Here is a 24,984-nt window from a genome sequence, read left to right on the forward strand (position 1 = left end):
GTGTACTATAAAGGATAGATAGGAAGGGGACGTTTAGAATGGAATTTCATGAGCAAAAGATTTTGCCGGCAGTGAGGCAAATTAAAGATTTGGAGAAGCTATTACATAGTTCGTATGAGTATATTGTTATTTTAGATATTCATGTCGGTCAATTGAAGAGTGTTGTGTCGCTCGCGAAGCAGCATAATAAAAAAGTATTTTTACATGTGGATTTGATCCATGGATTACAAAGTGATGGGCATGCGACGGAGTTTTTATGCCAAGAATATAAACCGTACGGGTTATTATCGACAAAGGCGAGCGTAATTATGAAGGCGAAGCAAAAAGGTGTCGTCTCCATTCAACGCATCTTTTTAATTGATTCTAGCGCAATGGAAAAGAGCTGTAATTTGCTAGAAAAGACGAAGCCGGATTATATAGAGGTGCTTCCTGGTGCGTTAACGGGTGTCATTGCTGAGGTGAAAGAGCGTACAGGTGTACCAATTTTAGCAGGTGGTTTTATTCGAACGGTAGAAGACGTTGAAAGAGCGTTAAATGCTGGTGCGACAGCAATTACGACATCGAAAAAAGAATTATGGAAACATTACCAAAAAAAGTGACGAAAATGTGAAAAAATTCTGTTGACACCGCTTTCATTAAGGGTTAACATTATAGACAAGTTAATAAACGTGACGGAGAAAAGAAGAGATCCACATTTTATTGTTTCTATATATATTATATAGAAGCATGTAAGCTGTGGATCTTTTTCTTTTGAAAAAAAACGAATGGCCATTCATTTTACCTCTATCACTTTTCGAAAGCATTTAAATTGATTGTGGAGGGATTTTATGTCAGCATTTTTAGGGGAATTAATAGGGACTGCGTTGTTAATCTTACTTGGTGGCGGCGTTTGCGCTGGTGTAAGTTTAAAGAAATCGTTTGCGAAAGATTCTGGTTGGATTGTAATTACAATGGGTTGGGGTCTAGCGGTTGCTATGGCAGCGTATGCAGTTGGATCAATTAGTGGGGCACATTTGAATCCGGCTTTAACGATAGGACTTGCTTTTAAGGGAGCGTTCCCATGGAGTGATGTACCTATGTATATCGCAGCACAAATGATTGGGGCAATTATCGGGGCAGTTCTTGTATATTTACATTACTTACCACACTGGAAAGAAACAGAAGATCCAGGAACAAAGTTAGGTGTATTTGCAACAGGTCCAGCAATTCCGAACACATTTACAAACCTTTTAAGTGAAATGATTGGAACATTCGTTTTAGTATTTGGTATATTAGCAATTGGAGCAAATAAATTTGCAGATGGTTTAAATCCATTTATCGTAGGTTTCTTAATTGTAAGTATTGGTTTATCATTAGGTGGAACAACAGGATACGCAATCAACCCGGCTCGTGATTTAGGTCCGCGTATTGCACACTTCTTCCTTCCGATTGCAGGAAAGGGCGGTTCAAACTGGAAGTATGCATGGATCCCAGTAGTTGGTCCAATTCTAGGTGGGTCACTTGCAGGATTATTCCATCAAGTTGTATTTGAAGGAAAACAAAATTCAGCACTTATTTATGTGATTATTACAACTGTGATTGTACTAGCAATCTCTTATATGACAAGTAAAAAAAGTGGAGCTACTACAAATAGTAGAAAAGTAGCATAGGGGGAAACTGATATGAAAAAATATATTCTTTCATTAGACCAAGGAACAACAAGCTCACGCGCAATTCTTTTCAATAAAGAAGGAAAAATCGTTCATTCAGCTCAAAAAGAGTTTACACAACATTTTCCAAAGCCAGGCTGGGTTGAGCATAATGCACAAGAAATTTGGGGATCTATTTTAGCAGTTATCGCAACTTGCTTAAGTGAAGCGGATGTAAAACCAGAACAAATCGCTGGTATCGGTATTACGAACCAACGTGAAACAGCGGTTGTATGGGATAAAACAACTGGAAAACCAATTTATAACGCAATCGTATGGCAGTCTCGTCAAACAGTTGAAATTTGTGATGAGTTAAAAGAAAAAGGTTATAGCGAGATGGTTCGCGAAAAAACAGGTCTTTTAATTGATGCATATTTCTCTGGTACGAAAGTAAAATGGATTTTAGATAACGTTGAAGGTGCAAGAGAAAAAGCGGAAAACGGCGAGTTATTATTCGGAACAATTGATACATGGCTTGTATGGAAATTGTCTGGTGGTAAAGCGCACGTAACAGACTACTCAAATGCATCACGTACATTGATGTTTAACATTCACGACTTACAGTGGGATGATGAGCTTCTAGACATGTTAACAGTACCAAAGAGCATGCTTCCAGAAGTACGTCAATCATCTGAAATATATGGAGAAACAATTGATTATCACTTCTTCGGTCAAAATGTACCGATTGCAGGTGTAGCTGGTGACCAGCAAGCAGCATTATTTGGACAAGCTTGTTTCGGTGAAGGTATGGCGAAAAATACTTACGGAACTGGCTGCTTCATGTTAATGAACACAGGTGAAAAAGCAGTAGCTTCTGAGCATGGACTATTAACAACAATTGCATGGGGTTTAGATGGTAAAGTAAATTACGCATTAGAAGGAAGTATTTTCGTAGCAGGTTCTGCAATTCAATGGTTACGTGACGGAATGCGCATGTTTAAAGATGCAAGTGAGAGTGAAGTGTACGCTTCTCGCGTTGAATCAACTGACGGCGTATACGTTGTACCAGCATTCGTAGGATTAGGTACACCGTACTGGGATAGTGAAGTACGCGGCGCTATGTTTGGTGTAACGCGCGGTACGACGAAAGAGCATTTCATTCGTGCAACGCTAGAATCTTTAGCATACCAAACGAAAGATGTACTATGCGCAATGGAAGCAGATTCAGGTATTGAACTGAACACATTACGCGTTGATGGCGGGGCAGTTAAGAATAACTTCTTAATGCAGTTCCAAAGTGATATGTTAGACGTTCCTGTAGAGCGTCCAGTGATCAATGAAACGACAGCTTTAGGTGCAGCATACTTAGCAGGTCTTGCGGTTGGATACTGGAAAAACCAAGACGAAATTAAAGCACAGTGGCATATGGACAAACGCTTTGAACCAACGATGGAAGCGGAAACAAGCGAAGAGCTATATGCTGGATGGAAAAAAGCAATTGAAGCAACTAAAGCTTTCAAATAATCATAAACAGTGTTATAATGATGACAAGTTAATAATTCGGTAGGAGATTTGGAGAGACCACAACACGCTATAGAGGCGAAATCTATAGCGGAGCTTGTGGTCTCTTTTTTCGTTATCAAAGGGAGGAATTACCATGAAATTTTCAAGTAAACAACGTAAAGACGTATTAAACGGAGTAAATAAACAAGAGTTAGATGTGATCGTAATTGGTGGAGGTATTACTGGTTCTGGTATTGCATTAGATGGGGCAACACGCGGTTTATCAACAATTGTGTTTGAAATGCAGGACTTTGCAGCAGGTACATCAAGTCGTTCAACGAAACTTGTACACGGCGGTTTACGTTATTTAAAACAACTTGAAGTGAAAATGGTAGCAGAGGTGGGGAAAGAGCGTGCGATCGTATATGAGAACGGTCCCCATGTAACAACACCGGAGTGGATGTTACTTCCGTTCCATACAGGCGGCACGTTCGGGTCATTCAGTACATCAATTGGTCTTCGTGTATACGACTTCTTAGCAGGTGTAAAACGAAGCGAGCGCAGAAAGATGTTTAACCGTGAAGAAACGCTAAATAAAGAGCCTCTTGTAAAACAAGAAGGATTAAAAGGCGGCGGTTACTACGTAGAATATCGTACAGACGATGCGCGTCTTACAATTGAAGTAATGAAAGAAGCGATTGAACATGGTGCGAAAGCTGTTAACTACGCAAAAGTAGACAGTTTCTTATATAAAGATGGAAAAGTATGCGGTGTACGTGTAATCGATTTACTAGACGGAGAAGTGTATGAAGTTTACGGTAAGAAAATTGTAAATGCGGCTGGTCCTTGGGTAGATACACTTCGTGAAAAAGATAACTCTAAAAAAGGGAAAGTACTTCAGTTATCAAAAGGTGTGCATTTAGTAATTGACCAAAAACGGTTCCCATTAGGGCAAGCAATTTACTTTGATACACCAGATAAACGTATGGTGTTCGCGATTCCTCGCGAAGGAAAAACGTACGTAGGTACAACAGATACGTTCTATGATAAAGACGCAGCTGTACCACACATGACAACAGAAGATCGCACATATATCATTAATGCGATTAATTACATGTTCCCAAGCGTGAAAATTACAGAAAAAGATGTGGAATCAAGCTGGGCTGGTGTACGTCCGCTAATTTATGAAGAAGGTAAGAATGCATCTGAAATTTCTCGTAAAGATGAAATTTGGACTTCTGAATCTGGTTTAATTACAATCGCGGGCGGTAAATTAACAGGATACCGCAAAATGGCTGAAATGGTAGTAGACTACGTAACGAATCTATTACAAAAAGAAGGCCATAGCGCATATAAGAAGAGCGATACGAAACATATGCCAATCTCTGGTGGTCATGTAAGTGGTTCACACGGATTCCCGGCATTTGTTGCGAAAAAAGCAGGCGAAGGTACGAAATATGGTTTAACGACAGCACAAGCGGAAAAATTCGCGAAATTCTACGGCTCTAACGTTGACGTACTGTTTGATTTAGCGAAAAAACATAAAGACGAAGCGAAAGAATACAACATGCCGATAGACGTTCTAATCCCGCTTGTATACGCAATGGATTACGAAATGACAGCGAAACCAGTTGACTTCTTCGTACGCCGCAGAGGCGCTGTATTCTTCAACATCCACTGGGTATACGAGTGGAAAGAAGCAGTAATCAACTACATGGCTGCGAAACTAGGCTGGAGCAAAGAAGAGCAAATGAAATACACAGCTGAATTAGAAAAAGCATTAAGCGATGCTGTAATTCCTGTAGATCAACAAGAGCAGGCGGCTGCGTTAGCATAAAATAGAAAACCACCTTTAGGTGGTTTTTTTATGGGTTATTTTTCTAACTATGTTGCATAACGACATATGTTGTTATACGATGTATATAAGGAGGTGGTATTGTTGGACAAAGAAATCTTGAAGGGAAGTATAGATATTTTATTACTTTCTATCATTGCAAAACGTGATACATATGGATATGAAATAGCTCAAAGTTTAAAGGATGCAAGTGAAGATTTGTATAGTATGGGGCAGGGAACTTTGTATCCAGCTTTAAAGCGATTAGAAAAAAAGGAGTTTCTTGAATCTTATTGGAATCAATCTGAGAATGGGATGAAAAGGAAATTTTATACTATTACAGGTAAAGGGAAAAAAGAATTGCAGAAGAAAGTGAACTCTTGGGAGCGTGTAACATCATTAATTCAAGCTTGTCAGAAAGGAGTTATTTATGAGTGAATTTGATGAGTATATTAAGTCTATTTTAGCTTATTCAGAACTTAGTAATATTGAACAGGATGAGCTATTTCTAGAAATGTATGATCATTTGAACAGCTTGAAAGAAGAATATATGGAACAAGGTATGAATGAAAAAGAAGCGATTTATAAAGCGATTCAAAGTTTTGGAGAATCAAAAGTTATTGGCTTAGGGATTAATCAATCGGTATACGAAGTTCCTAGGCTATTAAAGGTATTATCAAAAATTTTATGTATTCCTTATATAATCATTTGTTTTATTGTCTTTTTAGGAACATTTATTTCAACTTCTACATTTGACTCTGTTCGTAGTTTGACAGGTGGAACTGTCTATCGTCCTATTGAATTTTGGCAGCAATTTTTACATATATCTGACTTAGAAACGCTGTTGCAACTTTTTGGAATAACACTTTGGCAAATTAAAGATTTTATTGCGCATCCGGGTCTATGGGGAAACTCAACTTATTGGTTAATCGTTTTACAACATATAATATTGTTAGTTCCATTTGGATTTTTCGTTCCAGTGTTGATTAACAAAGTGACTAACTATAAGAAAGCTTGTAAGTGGTATGTTATGGCCTTTCTTGCTTGGGAGTTATTACATTTACTAACTTTATCTGATGTTTTTGATGTGTGGCGGATTGCTATAAATATGATCGGTGCATCGATAGGATATCTTTTATTTATAAGCATGATACAAATGGATAATAAATTTAGGGTTATGCGAAAGAAGATATTTGAAAATTAACTTGCTATCATGTAGTTAAAATTATATAAATTTAGTTCGGTGGTAATAGAGTATCACTGAAAACATAGGTATTATGTATTGAGCCGATTTTTTATACTCGTAATAGATGTTGTTAGTTGTTTATTCATACTGTTATGAAACTGTTGCATAATCTGTCTTTATTGGCGCTATAAATGATGATAGCGTCGAAATGAAATACACAGCTGAACTAGAAAAAGCATTAACAGACGCTGTAATTCCTGTAGATCAACAAGAACAAGCGGCGGCGTTAGCGTAAAATAGAGAACCACCTGAAGGGGAGCCTTTAGGTGGTTTTTGTTTTATTATGAATGCACTAAAATTTTGACTATAAGTGAATATGAAGTGTTGTATCATAATAAAAGGTTTACTCTTAGTAAAGAAAAATTAAAGTTAAAAAAACGGTAGGGACACTACCATCCGTATTTTTTTAGGGATTTATAAAACTTTTCCATGGCGTGCGTCGTCTAATAAATGGGAAGGAGGAAATGATGTGGATGAATTAACGGTAGAAGCGTTTGAAATAGAAGATAAGGAACTCCTTATCGATGAAATAATGAACAAGTATGGACAAGAAGTCTTACAGCTTGTGTATTCATATGTGAATAATAAAGAAGTCGCTGAGGATTTAACGCAAGATATATTTGTGAAATGTTATAAATCTCTTCATACATACAAAGGGAAATCGAATGTGAAAACGTGGTTGTGGAGAATTGCGATTAATCAATGTAAGGACTACATAAAAAGTTGGTATAACAAAAAGGTGATCGTGACAGAGGATGAAGCTGCTTATATTGGGGTTCAAAATGATAGTGTCGAACAAACTGTTATTCAAAATGCGAAGGACCGTGAACTGGCTTCTGCAGTAATGAATTTACCGATAAAATATCGAGAAGTCATTTATCTATTTTATTATGAAGAACTATCAATTAAAGAGATTGCTATTGTAATAGAAGTGAAAGAAAACACGATAAAAACGAGACTGAAAAAAGCGAAGGAGCTTTTGAAGAAAGGATTGGAGGAATAATCAAATGGAAGATCGATTAAAAGGCCTGCGAAAATCAATGGAGAATACAACGTTTAAACATTTGAGTTTTTCTGATCAACACCGAAAGCGGGTGCGCGAAAAAATCAATGCATCACACGAAAAGGAAGAGGACATCTCGTTAGCCATTTTACAACTCCTCAGTAATGAAAAAACAGGATACGAATTGTCACAGCTACTACGAGGGAGAGGGATTCGAAAATTCGAAGGAAATGAAGGTTTTTTATATACTGTATTACATCGTCTAGAACAGAATCGTTTTATCCAATCAAGTTGGGATCATTCAGGAGCTAAATATTATCAATTAAATGATAAGGGAAGAAAGATGCTGCGAAAGGCAGAGAAAAATGCTACGAAGGTACAATTTATATTAAAAGGCTTAGTACAGGAGTGAGGCGAAATTGAATAAAAAAGGGGAGCGTTTTGTAAGCGAAGTTACGAATCATATTAAATCAAAAGAAGCAAAGAGCTTTGTAGCAACTGAACTAGATTTTCACTTAAAACAGGCGAAGAGCACATGGATAGAAAAAGGGTTAAGTGAGGAAGTTGCTGAAAATAAAGCGGTGGAACAAATGGGAAGTCCGATTAAATTAGGGCGGGAGCTTAACAAACTACATAAGCAGAAGGTGGATTGGTTCTTACTTATTTTATTAGTGGCTGCTATGGGGTTAGGGTTTTTACCAATAATAGCTCTTGGGCATACGAATGATTTATTAATGAACAAAGTAATTTTTGTGATTCTTGGCATTGCAACAGCTGTTGGGATCATGCTACTTGATTATCGGAAGTTAGAGAGGATCGGGTGGCTGTTTTATACAATCGGTGTACTTATCTTGTTAATGATAAAATGCTTTCCGACTGGTTACGTGATTGGGGAAGCAATAATAAAAATTGGCCCCATCAAAATTGACTGTTTAATGACGATACCATTCTTCTTTCTAGCTTGGGCTTCTTTTTTCAATAATAGTAGGTTAAAGTTTATGCATCTTCTCATGTTGTACGTATTTTCTTTATATCTATTTTCAACTATATCAATTCTTTTACCAATTTTCATCTATATTACGATGGTATTCGTTATGCTTTGGTGGAGTAAGCTAGGAAAGAAAACGGCATGGCTCATTACAATGTTACCAATTTTACCCTTTATTATTAGGGATCTATTTTCCTGGTCTGCTGTAAAAGAATACCGGATAGCTAGAATTTTAGGATTTATAAACCCAGCGCATGATCAATGGGATTTACGTTTACAAGAGGCGATGTCTTCAGCAGGTTGGTTCGGTACATATGGAAATATAAAGTCTATCCCTGCTGCCCATACTGATTTTGTATTCGCGAGTTTGACTTACTATTATGGATATGTACTTGCGCTAGTTCTTGTCTTGATTCTTTCTCTTTTTGCAGTGAGAATAATGACCATATCGTATAAAACAAATGATGGTTATGGTAAATTGCTACTCGTTGGTGGAGTAACCCTTTTTGTAGTCCATTTCATTTGTAACGTTGGCATGATCCTCGGGATATTACCACGTGTTGCTATATCATTACCTTTTATTAGTTACGGATTAGTACCAACTCTGTTTCATGCATTTATAATGGGGATCGTGCTAAGTGTATATCGACGTAAAGATATGTCGTTTAGAATGAAAAAAACACCTTGATAAAAATCAAGGTGTTTTCGTTATACATTTAAAACTCTCCGAAGCAGCCCCTGTTACAAAAGGACTAACCTCACCAACGCTATAAAGCTGCAATTCATGCATTGCGCGTGTACAAGCAGTGTAGAACAATCTACGTAGGCTCTCATCGCTGTATACATCTTTAGAAGCATCGTAAATAATAACAGCATCAAATTCGATACCTTTCGCTAAGTAAGCAGGGATCACGACAATTCCTTGCTCATACTCGGCTGAGTTACTTTTCACAAGTTTAATATTCTCGATATGACTAAGTGCTTCATAGGCAGCGGCACTTTCAGCCGCGGATTTACATATAATTGCGATCGTATTGTGCTGTTGCTTTTGTAGTTCAGCGACTTTAGAAGTGATACGATCATGCAGTTCGCTGTAATCAGAAACTTTAGTCACTGTAGGTTTCTCGCCGTCACGTTCAAAGGCGTTAATATTCTTTCCTTCCGGTACGAGATAGCGTGTGAATTCAATAATCGGTTTTGTTGATCGATAGCTACGAGTTAAGTTGATGCCGTTCGTTTCATCAGGTCCGTATAAGCTAGTAAGTGTATTGAAATTTACTGCTTCACTCGCATGGGCAAATATCGCTTGGTTAAAGTCTCCGAGCACTGTCATTTTTGCGGCAGGGAAGAGACGTTTTAAAAACTCGAACTGAAACGGAGAATAATCTTGTGCTTCATCTACGAGTACGTGTTTAATTGATCTGTTCGTTTGGAAGCCTTCAATTAATTCTTTTAAAAGTAAAAATGGAGTCGCATCCTCGTAATGTAGCTTTCCTTCATCAAGCATGTTCAAAGTTAGTGAACAAATGTCATCCCATTCTTTAGGCTTTTCTCCAGTAACCCATGATTCATCTGTGAAGAGTTGCTTATATATGCCTGTAAAATTGATAAAACGTAGCGTTTGAACGCCTTTACGTAATGGTTTTAATTTTTTACGGACAATCATACGTCCGAGTACTTTCGTTTCTTTTTCATAATCATTAAAGGAGTTGTCATCAAACTCGCCTTTTTTCTGTAAGTATTTATAAGCTTTTTGATATTCATCTTTACTAAGTAGTTCAATTTCTTCTTCTACCCAAGGCTTTTTCAGTTCTTTTTTTTCAATTGTGTCTATTTGTTTGTTTAGCCAATCCGTTAACTTCTCAATTCGATTATGGAAGCGGAGGGAGGAATCAGTATTATAAAATTGCTCTGTAATTTCTTTAGCAGAGGCAATCAGTTTTCCTCTAAATTTCATTCCTCTAAATAGCATGCCTGAAGATTCAAGAGATTGTCTGTACGCTCTAATCATCTCGAAAAATTGAGTAGATGCTTTAAATCGAATGCTCGCATTCCGAGTTTTATAATTTGCGCTATTCGTTTCAGTTAGCATATATTCTAATTGCTCGTAAGGATCCTCAACGTCAAATGACTTGCTTAGTCTATGGTTTAAATATTCTTGGAATGTAACTTGCTGCATATTTTCTTCACCGAGTTCAGGTAGTACGTTAGAAACGTAGCTGTTGAACATAGAGTTAGGGGAGAAGAGAATAATTTGATCTGCTTTTAACCATTCGCGATATTTATATAGTAAGTAGGCGATTCGCTGCAGGGCAGCTGACGTTTTACCGCTACCAGCAGCTCCTTGAACGATAAGTAGTCGCCCTTCATCGTGACGGATAATTTCATTTTGCTCGCGCTGGATAGTAGCAACGATACTTTGCATATGTTTGTTTGTTCCTTTTCCGAGCGCTTGTTGCAGAATTTCATCTCCAATTGTGAGGCTCGTATCGAACATTGAATCAATCTCGCCATTCTGAATAATATATTGTAATTTCTTCTCCACATTGCCGCAGATTACGCCTCCTGGTGTGCTGTATTCAGCCGGTCCTGGTGGATAATCGTAGTAAACACTTGAAATTGGTGCGCGCCAATCGTATATAAGAAAGTTTTCTCCACTTGCATCGGTAAGTGTAGCCACCCCGATATAAATTTGTTCTGCGCCAGATTCGCCTTCTTCTTTGAAATCAATTCGTCCGAAGTAAGGTGCTTTATGCATACGGCGTAGTGCGGCAAGTCGATTAAAGGTGTGCTTATGGGTAATTTGTGTTACGGCTAGTGACTGAGCTTGTTGTCTTAAGTTGATAACTGTTTCAAGATAATCGTCAAAAGTATCAGTGTTAACTTTAACATCATCCCAGAAGTGTTTACGAATGTTGATTACTTCTGCCCGGCGTCTGCCAGTTTCGCTTTCCAGTTTATCAATTTGCTCCGTAATCGTTTCTATTACGTTATCCAATCGTTTTTGCTCTTGATCAAGTTTTTTGTTCATACGTAAGCACTCCTTTAAAAGTGAAAAATAGAGGTTGACTGAAGATGTGTTTTGTTGTACAATTAAGATACGGATAAATGCATTCTTTTGTTTTTAACGAATGCGTTTCTGTACTAATTTAACATAGTTTTTTAATTTAATCAATGATAATAAGATAAACCTTGGTTTCGTGCTACACGAAACCAAGGTTTTTTTTGGTTGAATGGAGTAAGGTGAGGGAGTACATCAATTTATCGGCAAAAAACTACTACAAAATAAAAAAGCTTGGGGCTACCCAAGCTTTTTTCACTTCATTATTTCTTTGCGTCTTTTTTAGCGTCAGCTTTTGGTTCTTCGAAAAGATCTTTCAAATCTTTATCGTCAACTTTTACGTCAGCTTTTTTGATTTCTTTCATCATAAGATCGTTCATGAATTCGCCGTCTTGTGCTTTCTTCGCAACTAACTCTTTTTTCAGGTCAGCTTTTGATTGCTCAAATGATTTTTCTGGTTCTTTAATGTCTGTTACTTTAATGATATGGTAACCAAATTGTGTTTTTACAGGCTCGCTTACTTCATCTTTTTTCAGTTTATAAGCAGCATCTTCGAATTCTTTAACCATTTTACCATGTTCGAAGAATCCTAAGTCGCCACCTTTTTCTTTTGAAGCAGTATCTTCAGAGTATTGTTTCGCTAACTCTTCGAAAGATTTACCTTGTCCAAGTTCTTCTTTAACCTTTTTAGCAGTCGCTTCATCTTTTACAAGAATGTGGCTTGCCTTAACTTGAGGCTTGTAGTTATCTTTTAATTCTTTATCAGTGATTGTTTTCTCGATAGCTTGTTCTTGAGCTAATGAAGCGCGAACGCCATTTTTAACTGTTTCTTCTTTAAGGCCTTGTTGTTTCATTAGTGTATCGAATTGGTCACCGACTTGCTTTTTCATTTCATCGAACTTTTTGTCTACTTCTTTGTCATCGACTTTGTAGTTTTTAATAAGTACTTTTTCCATAACCATGTTATTTAGTACTTGTTTACCAGCTTGTGTCTTCATTTGATTGTAGAACTCTTCTTTAGTGATGTCACCAGCTTTAGATGTAACAATTTTGTCTGATGATGATGTTCCACATGCTGATAATGCGATTACACTTGTTGCGGCTAAGGCAAGCATAGCTTTCTTCATTCAATAAACACTCCTACTATTATGTATTTTTAATTTATCCCATACGAATGAAGAAACGCCTTATGATAGGTTATTTTCGTTCATAAGAACCTGATTAAGTCTCACTGATGTCTTTGCTTTTTTTATATGTAAAAGCACGCTTAACAGGGCTTACCGAGGCTTTAGGATAAAGTTTAGATGCGTGTCGTTTATTTCATAGTATAAGCAATATGTACAAAATTTAATATATCATATTTCGACGGGTTTTCCTATTGATAAAGAAATTTTAACCAGTTTGTGTCAGATTTTGAAAGGGTACCATATTGGGCGCATGTCGCATATACAGAAAAGAGGAGGGGATGGGGGATGAATTCAAAACTTATTTTATTACTTGTACTGTTTATTTTATTAGTTATAGTAGGTATAATTTGCTTATAGAGGAAAAAAATGAGGAAGGGGCTTCCTTCCTCACTTTCCATGAAATATAATTTCTACATAACTAGAAATTAATAGAATGGTAATACATACATTAATAACTCGAAAGACACCGGGCTGGCGGCTCGCAGATATTTGTTTTCGCTCACACAGTGTATGTGTCATGAAATTCGTGTAAAATATAACAAGAAGTGCGAATGCAACAAAAACAACGGTTATAAGAGTCATGAGGCGAGACCTCCTTTTGGCTAAAATACATATACTTTATATATTGTATCATACGATATTTTGTTCGTGTTACAAAATTCAGAAATAGAAGACTTTGTGTTAGGAAGCGAGGGAGAAAATGGACGTTGTAAGAAGACTAGAACAAGCTGAATACTACGTAGATCTACTATTTAAAATGATTGATGAAGAAAAGTGTCCATTTTATTCTTTAATCATAAAGAAAAAAGCTCGTAAAAAAGACATTGAACGTATACTAAAACTTTGTGAAAGACTGAACGAACAATATGTAGTGGAGAAAGCAGAAGGCCTTCTATTGTTTGATGCGCTATTAGATCAATTTGAAAAAGCGCTTCCACATCAGCTCGAAGTACACGAAACTGCGGAAGCGCTAGCAAAACAGGGCTTATTTGTGCCACTTATGAATGAATTCTTACGCATGATTGCGAAAGGATAAATAGATTATTTCTTAACTAATTTTTGATCGGTCTCCGTAAAGTTCTCCTCAATATTCTCTAATGATTTCTCAAAAATATCGATGAAGTCCTGTCCGTAAATATTGCGAAGGATCGCAATAAGTTCGATATTTTCTGGGAACTTACCGTAAAAATTACGAAGTTCAAGTGCCCCATTAAAAACAGAATTATTTTCAGGGTCATACTCCTCCATTAAGCGAAGTAGTAATTCTTCCCCTTTGTCTGTAATTTCAATGTACGTATTTCGTTTATCATCTTCTTTTTTAGAGAATACAAGATAGCCGCGTTCTTCTAGCTTTTTAGAGAAGTTAAACGCCGTTGATACGTGCATAACTCCAAACTTAGCAATCTCAGAAATAGAAGCCCCTTTTAAATGATAAGCGATTGATAAAATATGATGCTCGTTAATGTTTAAATCGTAAGGTTTAATCCATTGTTGCCAATCTTTCTCTACGCATTTCCATAACGCTTTCGATAATTGAGCAATACGTTGGCTGAAAATCATCGCTTCTTTTACCGAGTAATTTTTTTCTCCACTTTTCATTTACTCACCCACTTTAACATTCTTTTTTCATTATTATCTATTATGCCAGTAAAATAAAAATTAATAAAGTCTTTTTGTGAGAATTGTGAAAATTTTTCGGAAAAATAACATTCTATACAAATCATGCATAACTATGGAAGCGTTTTATGAGTCGAGAATACATGTGTTGTCTTTACATGTTAAGGGATAACATATATTGTAAATGCATAAAAACACGGCATATCTATGTGATATGCCGTGTTAAGGTCAATTCGTATGAAAAATATTTGTTATATGCAAAAAACTAAGCAGGAATATGTTTACGCTTTTTCTGGAACGGCTTCTTGTAGTTTCTCAATTGACTTTTGAATGTCTAAAATTTCTTTTTCGATATGTCGTTTGTTTTGAGAAATATCTTGTTTCCAGTTAGAAAGCGTGTCATGCATATCGTCTTTTAGTTCTTGGAATACTTCTTTACCTTCTGAAGCAGTTTCAACGATTTGACGCTTTAATAACTTCGTATCAGCTGTAATATCAGCTAATGTTTTTTTAATATCAGTTCCTTTTTCTTTCAGCTTACCGCGCATAGCTTTACCAGAAGAAGGAGTTGAGAAAAGAACGGCTAGTCCAGCAACTGCTCCGCCGCAAAGTACACCTGTAATAAAGGATTTAGCTTTTGACATAAAAGGAAACCTCCTTATTTTTCGTTCGTATTCATGATGTATAAAAGTGTGCATATCTTTAAGACAAGGGGAAGAAAAGCGAGCTTTTCTCTCTTGTACATGCTATGCACAAAAAAATCATACCCCCGGCATTTTTTGTGAAGAAAGAAGCCATACAATAAATGCCAGAGGAATAGGCTTATTATGTATTACTTCTTATTATAGTGGCACTATTTCACACTATTTGCAATTGTACTTGCGATGTTTTGTAAATTTTCCATTGTGTATTCATTTTGGTGTGATTTCCAAACAGCACCGAAACCATCGTTTTCACCGTAGCGTGGAATTAAATGAAGGTGGAAGTGGAATACAGTTTGTCCAGCTTTCTCGCCGTTATTGTTAAGTAGGTTGAAACCAACTGGATTAAATTCTGCTTTCATTGCATTTGCGATTTTTGGAACGACAGCAAAAATATGTGATGCGATTTCTGGCGTTAACGCAAAAATGTCTTGTTTGTGTACTTTTGGAATAACAAGAGTATGTCCTTTTGTTACTTGACTAATATCTAAAAATGCAAGTACATGTTCATCTTCGTATACTTTTGAGCAAGGGATTTGCCCGTCAATGATTTTACAAAAAATACAATTGTCCGCTGTATGATTCATCGATCTCATCCTTTCAAATAGTCTTAGCCGTATTTTACCATAATTACATAGGAGAACAAACACGAAAAACAGGAAGCTGACTCAGCTTCCTGTTTTCTGAAGAGGGATTGAAAAAGCATTTTTTATAATTTACGGTTCGCAGACACCTCATTTATTTAAGAAATGCACGGTAAATCGGCTAAAGTTTCTGCCGTAGACACCCCATTTTCAAGTGAAATGAATTGCAGTCTTTTTTTAAAATGAAATTGTTTATTTTTTAAAACAGTATATGCTCTTTCGGAGACACCCCGTTTCGAAAATGAAACAAATTATCTGGTTATGTGTAAATTTCATTGTCCAACTTGGACACCCCATTTCATGATGACTTCACTATGTTGTTGTACTCATCAATTGGTGGTTGCTTTTTCAATGTGTTCCTTCTTCACTAATTATGATGTCCGCTTTCGTAAAAATATATGCCAAGAAATTTAAATTTTTTTTTGAAGGCATCGATACTATGTAGTGCACCATGATTTTTGGTAAGATGAATATATACATTTCTTACAAAAGTGAATGAATATAAATGAAGAAAGTGGTGTCGTATGAGCGAGTTATTGCGTGTAGAAAATGTTACAGGAGGATATACGAAACGACCTGTACTGCAAAATGTTTCGTTCTCTGTTAATAAAGGCGAACTTGTTGGCTTGATCGGTTTAAATGGAGCCGGGAAAAGTACGACAATTAAACATATCATCGGTTTAATGGAGCCGAAAAAAGGAACTGTCACAATTAATGGGAAAACAATTCGTGATGATATGACAGCGTACCGTTCTAGTTTCTCCTTCATTCCAGAAACGCCAGTATTATATGATGAGTTAACGTTAGAAGAGCATTTGAAATTAACAGCGATGGCGTACGGTGTAGATGAAAAACAATATGAAGAACGCGTAGGACAACTATTACAAGAGTTTCGCATGAAAAATCGTTTGAAATGGTTTCCGTCTCATTTCTCAAAAGGGATGAAACAAAAAGTGATGATTATGAGTGCATTTTTAGTTGAACCATCACTTTACATTGTGGACGAACCTTTCGTTGGGCTTGATCCGTTAGCGATTCAATCACTTCTTCAAATGATGGATCAAATGAAAAAGAGTGGTGCGGGCATCTTAATGAGTACACATATTTTAGCGACAGCAGAGCGCTATTGTGATTCATTCATTATTTTGCATCAAGGTGAAGTGAGAGCGATGGGAACATTATCAGAACTTCAATCCGGGTTTAATATGCCTGGTGCAACGCTTGATGATATTTATATTGCGTTAACGAAGGAAGAAGATTATGAATAGCACAGCGTTATGGAAAGAACGATTTCGGCACTTTCTAAAAGAAGTTCGTACATATAGTAAATATGTATTTAATGATCATTTGAAATTTATTTTCGTATTTATCATCGGCGCAGGAGCGTATTATTACCAGCAATGGTTACAAACGTTAACACCTTCGTTTCCGACAGCGATTGTTATGGCAGTCTTACTTGGCCTCGTATTAACAGCTGGGTCAGTCCAAACGTTATTAAAAGAAGCAGACCTCGTGTATTTGCTGCCAGTTGAAGAAAAGTTAAAGCCTTACTTTACGAAGGCATTTCTCTTTACGTTTATGATTCAGTTATACATAATCGCAATGGTAGCCGCTGCGCTTGCCCCGTTATACTTCCAGCAAATGAAACAAACAGGTGCCAATTACATATGGATTGTAATCGCGTTTGTCATTGTAAAAGCGTGGAATTTATTCGTAGCGTGGGAAAAATCATTTTTAACAGATCAAAATGTACAAAGAGCGGATTGGTTTATTCGTTTTATTTTAAACGGCATATTTGTGTACGTCCTTGTAGAACGTACTTCAGTCATTTTTACCGGTGTGATTGTCTTTTTAATGGCGCTATACCTTGCTGTTATGCATCAAAAGGTGAAAGGAAAGCCGCTAAACTGGGAGTATTTAATTTCTGAAGAGGGTAAAAAAATGATGCTGCTGTACCGCATTGCGAATATGTTCGTTGATATACCAGCGTTAAAAGAGAGAGTATCACGTAGGAAATGGCTTGATTTCATTCTTTCGATGATCGGTGAGAAACGTACATATTTATACTTATATACGAGAACATTTTTAAGATCGGGTAACTATTTCGGATTATATATGCGTTTACTCGTTCTTGGGGGAATTATTCTTTACTTTATCCCATTTTTATATGGACGTTTTATCGTAAGCTTTGTTTTCTTATACTTAATCGGCTACCAGCTCTTAACCCTTTGGAAACATCACCGTATGAAAGTTTGGCTTGATTTATATCCGGTAGGGGGAGACGAGAAGAAGAGAGATTTCCTTACTTTATTAAATGCGATTCTTATCATTGGTAGCGTTGTATTTACAATTATATTTGCACTTGCGACGAAAGATTTCGTAATGACCGGCATTTTATTTGTCGTAAGCATATTATTTAGTATTGGTTTCGTTTATCAATACGGTGCAAAGCGCATTGAGCGTTTAAACTGAAAGGAATGAACCTATGATTACATATGAAGAGAAGGTTATAAAAGAATTGGAGCAGTGGAAAGCTACATTCATGAAAGATTCTTCTATGATGACACGGTTCTCTAAAAAAGTGCAGGTGAAAGTGCAACAACTAGTGCCCGCGAAAGTGCAAAAGGTACTAACAGAAACGATTCGGATGATGGTGCAAACAATTAGCGCTGGATCAAACTTCATAAAACCGAAGCTAAAAGAAACGAACTGGTCACTGCAAAGAAGAGACGATGAAGTACGTAAAAAAATGGATGAGTACAAAAAAGTCGCAGCGGCAGAAGGAGCAGGAACGGGAGCAGGTGGTATTCTCCTCGGTCTTGCTGATTTTCCGCTTCTACTTACCATTAAAATAAAATTTTTATTTGATGCAGCGACATTGTACGGATTTGATACGAGTAAAAAAGAAGAGCGCCTTTTTATTCTTCACGTTTTCCAACTTGCTTTTTCGAGTGATGACCATAGAAAAGAAGTATGGAAAGTAATTGAAACGTGGGATACAGAAGAAGAAAATCATATGGACTGGGAAAAGTTCCAAACAGAATACCGAGACTATATTGATTTAGCAAAAATGCTTCAGCTTGTCCCGATCATCGGTGCCCCGGTCGGCGCGTATGCGAACTATCAATTATTGCAAAGGCTTGGGGAAGTGACGATGAATTGTTATCGTATGCGCTTACTTAATAGAAATTAAAAAGAAAGCACCCTACATGTGTAATTTAGGGTGCTTTTTGTTATTTTTATTCATATTTTTCATCTTTTTACCAATAATATACAAATAGAGTTACTTGAGATTACTTTACTGTATTTAGGGGGGCAAATATGAAAGTATCAATTTTTATCACTTGTGTGGCAGATGTTTTTTATCCAGAGGTCGGAAGTGATGTCGTCGAAATTCTTGAAGATTTAGGCTGTGAAGTTGATTTTCCTAAAAGCCAAACTTGCTGCGGACAACCTGCTTATAATAGCGGGTATGTGAAAGAAACAAAAACAGCTGCAAAGCATATGATTGAAACCTTTGCTAGTTCAGAATATGTTGTGGCACCATCGGGGTCTTGCGCTATGATGGTTCACGAGTTTTCTAGCTTATTTTCTGAAAGTGAAGCGGATTGGAAGAAAAAAGCTACTGAACTTGGAAATAAAACATATGAATTCACACAATTTCTTGTGGAAGTATTAGGGAAAGAAGACTTAGGTGCAGAGCTTCATAAAAAAGCAACGGTTCATACATCTTGTCATATGAGCCGATTAATGGGGATTAAGGAACCACCGCAAAAACTATTAAAGTGTGTAAAGGGACTGGAAGTTGTTTCATTGCCGCATAATTATGATTGTTGCGGATTTGGAGGGACATTCTCGGTGAAAATGCCAGAAATCTCTGAGCAAATGGTTGAAGAAAAAGTAAAGCATATTATGGAAACCGGTGCGGAATTGTTAATTGGGATGGATTGTAGCTGCTTAATGAATATAAAAGGACGTTTAACACGTAATGGTTATCCAATTGATGTAAAACATATTGCTCAAGTATTAAATGAAGATCGAAAACAAGGGGGGATATAGAGATGGGAATGAAAATTGGGAACGATCCCTTTCATAAGCGTACTGCAACAGGCATTGGGGATCAATTTATGCGACAGGCTGTCAGGAAAGCGCAAGATGGTCTTAGAGTTAAGAAATTAAAAGCTACTGAGAGTCTTGGAAACTGGGAAGAATGGCGAGCTTTAGGAGAAGAAATTCGAAAGCATACATTAGAAAACCTTGATTATTATTTACATCAGCTAAGTGAAAATATTGAAAAAAACGGTGGTTTCGTTTATTTCGCAAAGACTGCAGAAGATGCAAGGGAATATGTAAAAGAGATTGTAAAAAAGAAAAATGCGAAAAAAATTGTGAAATCAAAATCGATGGTAACGGAAGAGATTAGTTTAAATGAAGCGATTGAAGAAGCTGGAGCGGAAGTGTTAGAAACAGATCTTGCTGAATTTATTCTACAAGTGAACGACCACGATCCTCCGTCACATATTGTTGTTCCGTGCCTTCACAAGGATAAAGAACACATTTGTGAAATATTTAAAACAAAGTTAAATTATACTGGAACATCTGATCCTACGGAAATGGCGAGGTTTGTAAGATCGTATTTACGTGATGATTTTTTTGCAGCGGATATAGGGGTGACTGGATGTAACTTTGCTGTTGCAGAGTCTGGGTCAATTTCTATCGTAGCAAACGAAGGAAATGCAAGACTTACTACGACACTTCCGAAAACGTTGATTACAGTTATGGGGATGGAACGTATTGTTCCGACATGGGAAGAGCTTGATGTTTTAGTAACACTTCTATGCCGAAGTTCTGTAGGACAAAAGTTAACAAGTTATATTACAGGATTAACTGAGCCTGGCGGAACAGATGGACCTGAGGAATTTCATTTAGTTATTGTTGATAATGGTCGTTCCGATATTGTAGGAACGGAATTCCAAAGTGTCCTCCAGTGCATTCGTTGCGCGGCATGTATTAATGTGTGTCCTGTATACAGGCATATTGGTGGACATGCATATGGCTCTATTTATCCAGGACCAATTGGAGCTGTGTTGACACCGCTTTTAGGGGGATATGATGAATATAAGGATTTACCTTACGCATCTAGCCTTTGTGGTGCTTGTACAGAAGCGTGTCCAGTGAAAATCCCGTTACATGACTTATTAATTAAACATCGCAGCCGCATTGTAGAAGAAAAACGATCACCTGTAGTTTGGAACGTGGCTATGAAAGGTTTTGAAAAAGCGGTGAAGAGTCCTAGACTATTTTCTTTTGCAGCGAAGAGCGCTCCGTATGCATTAAAACCTCTTGCAAAAGGGGATAAGATCGAGCGCGGAATTGGGCCGTTAAAAGCTTGGACGGATGCGAGAGATTTTCCAGTTCCGAAAAAACAACCGTTTCGAGAGTGGTTTGAAAAACACGAAAAGGAGAACAATGATGGCCATCCAAAATCGTGAGGAATTTTTACTCCAGTTATCAGAAAAGCTTGGTAGGAAACGTCCAGAAGCAGTGGAAAAACCGAACTGGTCTTTTTCCCCGCAGTGGACTGTTTTTGACGGACTGGCGCAAGACGAACTTGTATTAAAGTTAATAGAGCACTGCGAAGTCATTCATACAGAAGTAAAGCGAACAACAAAGGGAAATCTTGTTGAAACATTGGGGTCTTTTATAAAAGAATGGAATATCAAATCTGTTATATGTTCGAATGATGAGCGCTTTAATGAGTATGGTCTTACGCCATGTTTCAGCAATAAAGGTACAACACATTTTCTTACATGGGGATTAGAACATAAAGAAGAGGACATAGCATTTGCGAAAGCTGCTGACCTTGGCATTACGTTCAGTGATATGACTTTGGCAGAATCAGGAACCGTTGTACTATTTAATGACGGGTTAAAAGGAAGACATGTGAGTCTTCTTCCGGAGTCATATATTGCAATCGTTCCTAAAAGTACGATTGTACCAAGATTAACCCAAGCTACAAAACTGATTCATGATCAAAATAAAGCGGGAGAAAACTTGCCGGCTTGTGTGAACTTCGTTTCTGGTCCGTCAAATAGCGCGGATATTGAAATGAACCTTGTCGTAGGTGTGCATGGGCCAATCCGAACAGCGTATATTATTGTGGATGATCAATAACGATTTACGTGTGCGAGTTGGAAATATAGATGAAGCATTATAAGAATACTGAAAATAGAAAGCGCTGGCTGTTAAATATAACCGGGGCTTTCTATTTTGTGTGCCCTTACTGGTGAAGAAACCTTAAGAAGGAAAATTTTAATCTCTGTTTCAGTTTTCTACGCTACTATAACTAACTGAATTGTGTCTTTTCTTAGAAGCTAAACACACTATAACTAGCTCCAATTATAATGAATACGATAAAGAGCAGAATGATTAATAAAAGCCCACTACTACCGCTCTTACCATCTTTGCCATCTTCACCGCCGCTACCACCTTTACCGCCAGATCCCATATGAAAATCCTCCTTATCGTTATACATTGTTTTTACTTTATATTTTTCTAGGTTCATGAAGAAGTTCCTTTTAAAACTCTAATTAACTTGCAAATCATTCATTTTCATTTTACAATTTATTTACCGACCGGTAAGTAAAAATAGAAGAGGTACAGTATGACAAAAAATTTACAAACATCGCAGCACATTGTAGATGCATCATTTAAACTAATGGCAGAGCATGGCATTGAGAAGATGAGTCTTTCAATGATTGCGAAAGAAGTAGGTATATCAAAGCCAGCTATTTATTATCATTTTCCGTCTAAAGAAGCGCTAGTTGATTTTTTATTTGAAGAGATTTTTTCTGGATATTATTTCGTCAATTACTTCGATAAAGAACAATATACGAAAGAAAACTTTGCAGAAAAGTTAATCGCAGATGGTTTACATATGTTGTCTGAGTATAGAGGTCAAGAAGGCATATTACGCGTTATAAATGAATTCATCGTAACGGCGACGCGAAATGAAAAGTATCAGAAACGCTTATTTGAAATACAAGAAGAGTTTTTAAATGGATTCCACGATTTATTAAAGAAAGGTGTGGAACTTGGTGTTGTGTCACAACATGCAACTGAAGAAAACGCGCATACATTAGCGCTCGTTATTGATAATATGAGTAATTACATATTAATAGGATTCCAGTTAAAGTATAAAGAAATTTGGATTCAAAATGTGAAAAACGTAATGAAGGAGGGGGAATAAAAATGAAAATGCAGAAAAACTGGTGGCTCGGTTTCCTTGGATTTGTGGGAGTGTATAAAATTCCAGGTATGATTGAAGCTTTCCAAGCGGATAAAGGTTGGCTCGCATTAATTAGTTTAGTTTGGCTCCTTTGGTTCGGATATTTTATTCCTGAGAAAAAAACGGATAAATAATAAATTTTCAATTTTATGTAAAGTTATGTAAAATATAGATTGAGACAATTCATATATTAGATTAATAGATTTGGAGTGGTTACATGGATCCATTGAAAAATGAAATTCATCCTGACATGGTCAAGGTGTGGAAAGTTCGTGCTGTAATTGAAGAAGGGATCGGTATTCTCGTCATTTTAGCTTACCTGTTCCTTATGATAAAGTTTGATTGGTGGGCGTGGATTTTGTATGTGATGGTTGGGTTAACAGTTGCGCTAGCACCATTTTCGTATTTTGTATTCCCGAAACTACGTCAGCGTTATTATAGCTATCAATTAAATGAAGAAGAGCTTGAAATTCAGCACGGTCTTTTCGTAGTAAAGCGCGTATTAGTACCGATGATTCGTGTACAGCACGTGACAATTGAACAAGGGCCAATTATGAGAAAACATGGATTAGCAGAATTACATATTGCAACGGCAGCAACTTCTCACAGCATTCCAGGCTTAACGATGTATGAAGCAGAAATGTTAAAAACGAGAATCGCAGAATTAGCGAAAGTGAGTGATGAGGATGTATAAGAGGCAGCATCCCATTACGATGTTATTAGAATTAAAAATAACAGATTTTATACCATTACTTATTTTCATGTTTAGTTTAAATGGAAAGTTTCCATTTTGGTATTTAATTCCCGCTGGATTCGGTTTACTCACCGTCTTTTCAGCGTTTGAAAAATGGTATTACACAACATACTGGGTTGAAAATAACGTATTACATGTTAAACAAGGGCTCTTTGTGAAGAAGGAGAGCTACTTAAATAAAGAACGTGTCCAAACGATTAATACAAGTTCAAACGTGTTATATCAAATGCTCGGTTTAAAGAAAATTCAAATCGAAACAGCTGGCGGAGGCGATGATGCCGAAGTAAGCCTAGCTGGTATTACAGAAGATGAGGCGAAGGAGCTTATTTCCTTACTAAATGAGCCAACTCCAGAAGTAAAAGCAGAAGAAACATCAGAAGAAGTAGTAGAAAAAGAAGTTATGACAGAGGAAAAGCAAGCGACAGAGTACAAATTAACTTTGAAAGAAATTTTATTAGCATCTGTTACATCCGGTCAATTTGGATTATTATTCTCATTAATCTTTTTCGTGTATCACCAAGTAGATGAGTACATTCCGAAATGGATAAAAAATAGCGTAGAGTCGTATGTAATGGATCATGATATATACGGCTGGATTTACATGGTAGCTATTTTACTCGTCCTTTCGTGGATTATATCTACAATTGGTTACGCGTTAAAACATGGTAATTTCACAGTAAATCGAAAAAACGATGAAGTGCGTATTTCTCAAGGATTACTTGAAAGGAAAGAACTTGTACTAAAGTTACACCGCATTCAAGGGATTACGATAAAAGAAGGTATTTTCCGTCAGATGTTCGGTTATTGTGCTGTGCAAGTCGAAGTCATTCAAAGTAAGGGATTGGGAGAAGAGAAAGACAAAGTTACGCTGCATCCGATTATTCGAAAAGATCGTGTGCAAGAGTTACTCTCTCATTTACAATTGCCATATGAACTGAATACAAATATTACTGCATTACCAAAAGCAGCCTTGCGCCGTTATTTAATTGATAGTTTCATTTTCTTCGCAATGCTAGCAGTCCCGCTTACTGGGATAAGCATATACTTTGAAAAGTATTTCATCATGTGGGCGTTGTTACCGCTAGCTATCCTCATCTTTACACTTGGATACGCAACATTTAAAACAAATGGTTACGGTGTAAACGGAGAACAAATTACGATTATACATCGTAGTATTGGGAAACATACAGGACTTGTAAGAAGAAGACACGTCCAATCAATTGAAAAAACACAATCATATTTCCAGCGCCGAGCGGATTTATGTACGTATACGTTTTCTAGTGCATCATCGAATTATAAACTAGAGCATACGAGAGTAGAAGATGCGGAGAGAATGCAGGATTGGTATAAGAAGAAAATAAGTGAGGATTAATTTAAAAAAGCTTGCCTATTATGAAAGGCAGGCTTTTTTGTTATGGAGAAATGAGTAGTTTGATTCATATATGGGTGCAAATACAGCTCACATTTCTCAATACGTATCAGAAAAAAAGTAGTACCTTTCTATTTCAGGGAAATTCGTGAAATTTTTGA

At 36.8% G+C, this 24,984-nt stretch carries 27 protein-coding genes; 20 read left to right on the forward strand and 7 right to left on the reverse strand.

What is annotated here, in order from left to right:
- Nucleotides 1-38 precede the first annotated feature (38 nt).
- From glpP to MKX37_RS05305, 9 genes are all read left to right on the forward strand, one after another.
- Nucleotides 39-599, forward strand: a complete 561-nt coding sequence (gene glpP, locus MKX37_RS05265; protein ID WP_000394293.1) for a glycerol uptake operon antiterminator GlpP — start codon at nucleotides 39-41, stop codon at nucleotides 597-599.
- Between the two features lie 228 nt (nucleotides 600-827).
- Nucleotides 828-1,649, forward strand: a complete 822-nt coding sequence (gene glpF / locus MKX37_RS05270; protein ID WP_002030197.1) for a glycerol uptake facilitator protein GlpF — start codon at nucleotides 828-830, stop codon at nucleotides 1,647-1,649.
- A gap of 12 nt (nucleotides 1,650-1,661) precedes the next feature.
- Nucleotides 1,662-3,152: a glycerol kinase GlpK gene (glpK, locus tag MKX37_RS05275; protein ID WP_002125757.1), complete on the forward strand. Its 1,491-nt coding sequence runs from the start codon at nucleotides 1,662-1,664 to the stop codon at nucleotides 3,150-3,152.
- Between the two features lie 133 nt (nucleotides 3,153-3,285).
- Nucleotides 3,286-4,968 carry an aerobic glycerol-3-phosphate dehydrogenase gene (gene glpD, locus MKX37_RS05280; protein WP_078422061.1) on the forward strand — a complete coding sequence of 561 codons (1,683 nt, stop codon included), beginning with the start codon at nucleotides 3,286-3,288 and terminating at the stop codon, nucleotides 4,966-4,968.
- Between the two features lie 102 nt (nucleotides 4,969-5,070).
- Nucleotides 5,071-5,403: a PadR family transcriptional regulator gene (locus MKX37_RS05285; protein WP_012260505.1), complete on the forward strand. Its 333-nt coding sequence runs from the start codon at nucleotides 5,071-5,073 to the stop codon at nucleotides 5,401-5,403.
- Complete coding sequence (locus MKX37_RS05290; RefSeq protein ID WP_002140717.1) at nucleotides 5,396-6,169, forward strand: VanZ family protein; 774 nt, start codon at nucleotides 5,396-5,398, stop codon at nucleotides 6,167-6,169. Before MKX37_RS05285 ends, MKX37_RS05290 begins: the two co-directional genes overlap by 8 nt.
- A 511-nt stretch (nucleotides 6,170-6,680) precedes the next feature.
- Nucleotides 6,681-7,214 carry a sigma-70 family RNA polymerase sigma factor gene (locus MKX37_RS05295; RefSeq protein ID WP_002011110.1) on the forward strand — a complete coding sequence of 178 codons (534 nt, stop codon included), beginning with the start codon at nucleotides 6,681-6,683 and terminating at the stop codon, nucleotides 7,212-7,214.
- 4 nt (nucleotides 7,215-7,218) lie between these two features.
- Nucleotides 7,219-7,626 (forward strand): PadR family transcriptional regulator, encoded by a 408-nt coding sequence (locus MKX37_RS05300; RefSeq protein ID WP_078178140.1) that lies wholly within the window; start codon nucleotides 7,219-7,221, stop codon nucleotides 7,624-7,626.
- A 7-nt stretch (nucleotides 7,627-7,633) separates the two neighbouring features.
- Complete coding sequence (locus MKX37_RS05305; protein WP_078422062.1) at nucleotides 7,634-8,890, forward strand: FtsW/RodA/SpoVE family cell cycle protein; 1,257 nt, start codon at nucleotides 7,634-7,636, stop codon at nucleotides 8,888-8,890.
- 6 nt (nucleotides 8,891-8,896) lie between these two features.
- On the opposite strand, the gene helD is transcribed toward MKX37_RS05305, so the two are convergent.
- From helD to MKX37_RS05320, 3 genes are all read right to left on the reverse strand, one after another.
- On the reverse strand, nucleotides 8,897-11,233 hold the full coding sequence (gene helD, locus MKX37_RS05310) for an RNA polymerase recycling motor HelD (RefSeq protein ID WP_078422063.1): 2,337 nt from the start codon (nucleotides 11,231-11,233) through the stop codon (nucleotides 8,897-8,899).
- 293 nt (nucleotides 11,234-11,526) lie between these two features.
- Nucleotides 11,527-12,390 carry a peptidylprolyl isomerase PrsA gene (gene prsA, locus MKX37_RS05315; RefSeq protein ID WP_016119763.1) on the reverse strand — a complete coding sequence of 288 codons (864 nt, stop codon included), beginning with the start codon at nucleotides 12,388-12,390 and terminating at the stop codon, nucleotides 11,527-11,529.
- 447 nt (nucleotides 12,391-12,837) lie between these two features.
- Nucleotides 12,838-13,032 (reverse strand): hypothetical protein, encoded by a 195-nt coding sequence (locus MKX37_RS05320; RefSeq protein ID WP_000172693.1) that lies wholly within the window; start codon nucleotides 13,030-13,032, stop codon nucleotides 12,838-12,840.
- Nucleotides 13,033-13,150: 118 nt separating this feature from the next.
- On the opposite strand from MKX37_RS05320, the gene MKX37_RS05325 reads away from it, so the two are divergent.
- Nucleotides 13,151-13,486: a YhaI family protein gene (locus MKX37_RS05325; protein ID WP_002087170.1), complete on the forward strand. Its 336-nt coding sequence runs from the start codon at nucleotides 13,151-13,153 to the stop codon at nucleotides 13,484-13,486.
- Between the two features lie 5 nt (nucleotides 13,487-13,491).
- On the opposite strand, the gene MKX37_RS05330 is transcribed toward MKX37_RS05325, so the two are convergent.
- The 3 genes from MKX37_RS05330 to MKX37_RS05340 all read right to left on the reverse strand — a co-directional run bounded on the left by MKX37_RS05330 (nucleotide 13,492) and on the right by MKX37_RS05340 (nucleotide 15,355).
- Nucleotides 13,492-14,049 carry an HTH-type transcriptional regulator Hpr gene (locus MKX37_RS05330; protein ID WP_002011118.1) on the reverse strand — a complete coding sequence of 186 codons (558 nt, stop codon included), beginning with the start codon at nucleotides 14,047-14,049 and terminating at the stop codon, nucleotides 13,492-13,494.
- A gap of 299 nt (nucleotides 14,050-14,348) precedes the next feature.
- Complete coding sequence (locus MKX37_RS05335) at nucleotides 14,349-14,711, reverse strand: YtxH domain-containing protein (RefSeq protein ID WP_002011120.1); 363 nt, start codon at nucleotides 14,709-14,711, stop codon at nucleotides 14,349-14,351.
- 209 nt (nucleotides 14,712-14,920) lie between these two features.
- A complete protein-coding gene (locus MKX37_RS05340; protein ID WP_001016832.1) occupies nucleotides 14,921-15,355 on the reverse strand; it encodes an HIT family protein in 435 nt (144 codons plus the stop codon).
- A gap of 581 nt (nucleotides 15,356-15,936) precedes the next feature.
- On the opposite strand from MKX37_RS05340, the gene ecsA reads away from it, so the two are divergent.
- From ecsA to MKX37_RS05370, 6 genes are all read left to right on the forward strand, one after another.
- Entirely contained in the window at nucleotides 15,937-16,680 is a 744-nt protein-coding gene (ecsA, locus tag MKX37_RS05345; protein WP_001292616.1) for an ABC transporter ATP-binding protein EcsA, read from the forward strand.
- Nucleotides 16,673-17,884: an ABC transporter permease gene (locus MKX37_RS05350; RefSeq protein ID WP_078422064.1), complete on the forward strand. Its 1,212-nt coding sequence runs from the start codon at nucleotides 16,673-16,675 to the stop codon at nucleotides 17,882-17,884. Before ecsA ends, MKX37_RS05350 begins: the two co-directional genes overlap by 8 nt.
- A gap of 13 nt (nucleotides 17,885-17,897) precedes the next feature.
- Nucleotides 17,898-18,605 carry an ecs operon protein EcsC gene (ecsC, locus tag MKX37_RS05355; protein ID WP_063226418.1) on the forward strand — a complete coding sequence of 236 codons (708 nt, stop codon included), beginning with the start codon at nucleotides 17,898-17,900 and terminating at the stop codon, nucleotides 18,603-18,605.
- A 128-nt stretch (nucleotides 18,606-18,733) separates the two neighbouring features.
- Entirely contained in the window at nucleotides 18,734-19,471 is a 738-nt protein-coding gene (locus tag MKX37_RS05360) for a (Fe-S)-binding protein (RefSeq protein WP_002168964.1), read from the forward strand.
- Between the two features lie 2 nt (nucleotides 19,472-19,473).
- Nucleotides 19,474-20,904 (forward strand): LutB/LldF family L-lactate oxidation iron-sulfur protein, encoded by a 1,431-nt coding sequence (locus MKX37_RS05365; protein ID WP_078422065.1) that lies wholly within the window; start codon nucleotides 19,474-19,476, stop codon nucleotides 20,902-20,904.
- Nucleotides 20,885-21,586, forward strand: coding sequence for a LutC/YkgG family protein (locus MKX37_RS05370; RefSeq protein ID WP_078422066.1), 702 nt, complete (start codon nucleotides 20,885-20,887; stop codon nucleotides 21,584-21,586). The genes MKX37_RS05365 and MKX37_RS05370 overlap by 20 nt, the downstream gene beginning before the upstream one ends.
- A 193-nt stretch (nucleotides 21,587-21,779) precedes the next feature.
- Here MKX37_RS05370 and MKX37_RS05375 read toward each other — a convergent pair whose 3' ends face one another.
- Nucleotides 21,780-21,920 (reverse strand): sporulation protein YjcZ, encoded by a 141-nt coding sequence (locus MKX37_RS05375; protein ID WP_113936597.1) that lies wholly within the window; start codon nucleotides 21,918-21,920, stop codon nucleotides 21,780-21,782.
- 156 nt (nucleotides 21,921-22,076) lie between these two features.
- Between MKX37_RS05375 and MKX37_RS05380 the strand changes: the two genes are divergently transcribed.
- The 4 genes from MKX37_RS05380 to MKX37_RS05395 all read left to right on the forward strand — a co-directional run bounded on the left by MKX37_RS05380 (nucleotide 22,077) and on the right by MKX37_RS05395 (nucleotide 24,826).
- Complete coding sequence (locus MKX37_RS05380; RefSeq protein ID WP_002125785.1) at nucleotides 22,077-22,661, forward strand: TetR/AcrR family transcriptional regulator; 585 nt, start codon at nucleotides 22,077-22,079, stop codon at nucleotides 22,659-22,661.
- A gap of 2 nt (nucleotides 22,662-22,663) precedes the next feature.
- The gene (locus MKX37_RS05385; RefSeq protein ID WP_002011131.1) at nucleotides 22,664-22,834 is read left to right on the forward strand and encodes a hypothetical protein; all 171 of its coding nucleotides are present in this window, start codon (nucleotides 22,664-22,666) and stop codon (nucleotides 22,832-22,834) included.
- Between the two features lie 83 nt (nucleotides 22,835-22,917).
- On the forward strand, nucleotides 22,918-23,394 hold the full coding sequence (locus MKX37_RS05390; RefSeq protein ID WP_002030228.1) for a PH domain-containing protein: 477 nt from the start codon (nucleotides 22,918-22,920) through the stop codon (nucleotides 23,392-23,394).
- Complete coding sequence (locus MKX37_RS05395; protein WP_078422068.1) at nucleotides 23,387-24,826, forward strand: PH domain-containing protein; 1,440 nt, start codon at nucleotides 23,387-23,389, stop codon at nucleotides 24,824-24,826. Before MKX37_RS05390 ends, MKX37_RS05395 begins: the two co-directional genes overlap by 8 nt.
- The last annotated feature ends 158 nt before the right edge of the window (nucleotides 24,827-24,984 follow it).

Origin of the sequence: Bacillus sp. FSL R5-0709 (assembly GCF_038004785.1) — a bacterium.
In the GTDB taxonomy this organism is placed as follows: Bacteria; Bacillota; Bacilli; order Bacillales; family Bacillaceae_G; genus Bacillus_A; species Bacillus_A mycoides.

Bases quoted from the DNA above. Each gene is read 5' to 3' on its own strand.
- glpP (WP_000394293.1), top strand. From the start codon at position 39: ATGGAATTTCATGAGCAAAAGATTTTGCCGGCAGTGAGGCAAATTAAA.
- glpF (WP_002030197.1), top strand. From the start codon at position 828: ATGTCAGCATTTTTAGGGGAATTAATAGGGACTGCGTTGTTAATCTTA.
- glpK (WP_002125757.1), top strand. From the start codon at position 1,662: ATGAAAAAATATATTCTTTCATTAGACCAAGGAACAACAAGCTCACGC.
- glpD (WP_078422061.1), top strand. From the start codon at position 3,286: ATGAAATTTTCAAGTAAACAACGTAAAGACGTATTAAACGGAGTAAAT.
- MKX37_RS05290 (WP_002140717.1), top strand. From the start codon at position 5,396: ATGAGTGAATTTGATGAGTATATTAAGTCTATTTTAGCTTATTCAGAA.
- MKX37_RS05300 (WP_078178140.1), top strand. From the start codon at position 7,219: ATGGAAGATCGATTAAAAGGCCTGCGAAAATCAATGGAGAATACAACG.
- helD (WP_078422063.1), bottom strand. From the start codon at position 11,233: ATGAACAAAAAACTTGATCAAGAGCAAAAACGATTGGATAACGTAATA.
- prsA (WP_016119763.1), bottom strand. From the start codon at position 12,390: ATGAAGAAAGCTATGCTTGCCTTAGCCGCAACAAGTGTAATCGCATTA.
- MKX37_RS05320 (WP_000172693.1), bottom strand. From the start codon at position 13,032: ATGACTCTTATAACCGTTGTTTTTGTTGCATTCGCACTTCTTGTTATA.
- MKX37_RS05325 (WP_002087170.1), top strand. From the start codon at position 13,151: ATGGACGTTGTAAGAAGACTAGAACAAGCTGAATACTACGTAGATCTA.
- MKX37_RS05330 (WP_002011118.1), bottom strand. From the start codon at position 14,049: ATGAAAAGTGGAGAAAAAAATTACTCGGTAAAAGAAGCGATGATTTTC.
- MKX37_RS05335 (WP_002011120.1), bottom strand. From the start codon at position 14,711: ATGTCAAAAGCTAAATCCTTTATTACAGGTGTACTTTGCGGCGGAGCA.
- MKX37_RS05340 (WP_001016832.1), bottom strand. From the start codon at position 15,355: ATGAATCATACAGCGGACAATTGTATTTTTTGTAAAATCATTGACGGG.
- ecsA (WP_001292616.1), top strand. From the start codon at position 15,937: ATGAGCGAGTTATTGCGTGTAGAAAATGTTACAGGAGGATATACGAAA.
- MKX37_RS05350 (WP_078422064.1), top strand. From the start codon at position 16,673: ATGAATAGCACAGCGTTATGGAAAGAACGATTTCGGCACTTTCTAAAA.
- ecsC (WP_063226418.1), top strand. From the start codon at position 17,898: ATGATTACATATGAAGAGAAGGTTATAAAAGAATTGGAGCAGTGGAAA.
- MKX37_RS05360 (WP_002168964.1), top strand. From the start codon at position 18,734: ATGAAAGTATCAATTTTTATCACTTGTGTGGCAGATGTTTTTTATCCA.
- MKX37_RS05365 (WP_078422065.1), top strand. From the start codon at position 19,474: ATGGGAATGAAAATTGGGAACGATCCCTTTCATAAGCGTACTGCAACA.
- MKX37_RS05370 (WP_078422066.1), top strand. From the start codon at position 20,885: ATGGCCATCCAAAATCGTGAGGAATTTTTACTCCAGTTATCAGAAAAG.
- MKX37_RS05375 (WP_113936597.1), bottom strand. From the start codon at position 21,920: ATGGGATCTGGCGGTAAAGGTGGTAGCGGCGGTGAAGATGGCAAAGAT.
- MKX37_RS05380 (WP_002125785.1), top strand. From the start codon at position 22,077: ATGACAAAAAATTTACAAACATCGCAGCACATTGTAGATGCATCATTT.
- MKX37_RS05385 (WP_002011131.1), top strand. From the start codon at position 22,664: ATGAAAATGCAGAAAAACTGGTGGCTCGGTTTCCTTGGATTTGTGGGA.
- MKX37_RS05390 (WP_002030228.1), top strand. From the start codon at position 22,918: ATGGATCCATTGAAAAATGAAATTCATCCTGACATGGTCAAGGTGTGG.
- MKX37_RS05395 (WP_078422068.1), top strand. From the start codon at position 23,387: ATGTATAAGAGGCAGCATCCCATTACGATGTTATTAGAATTAAAAATA.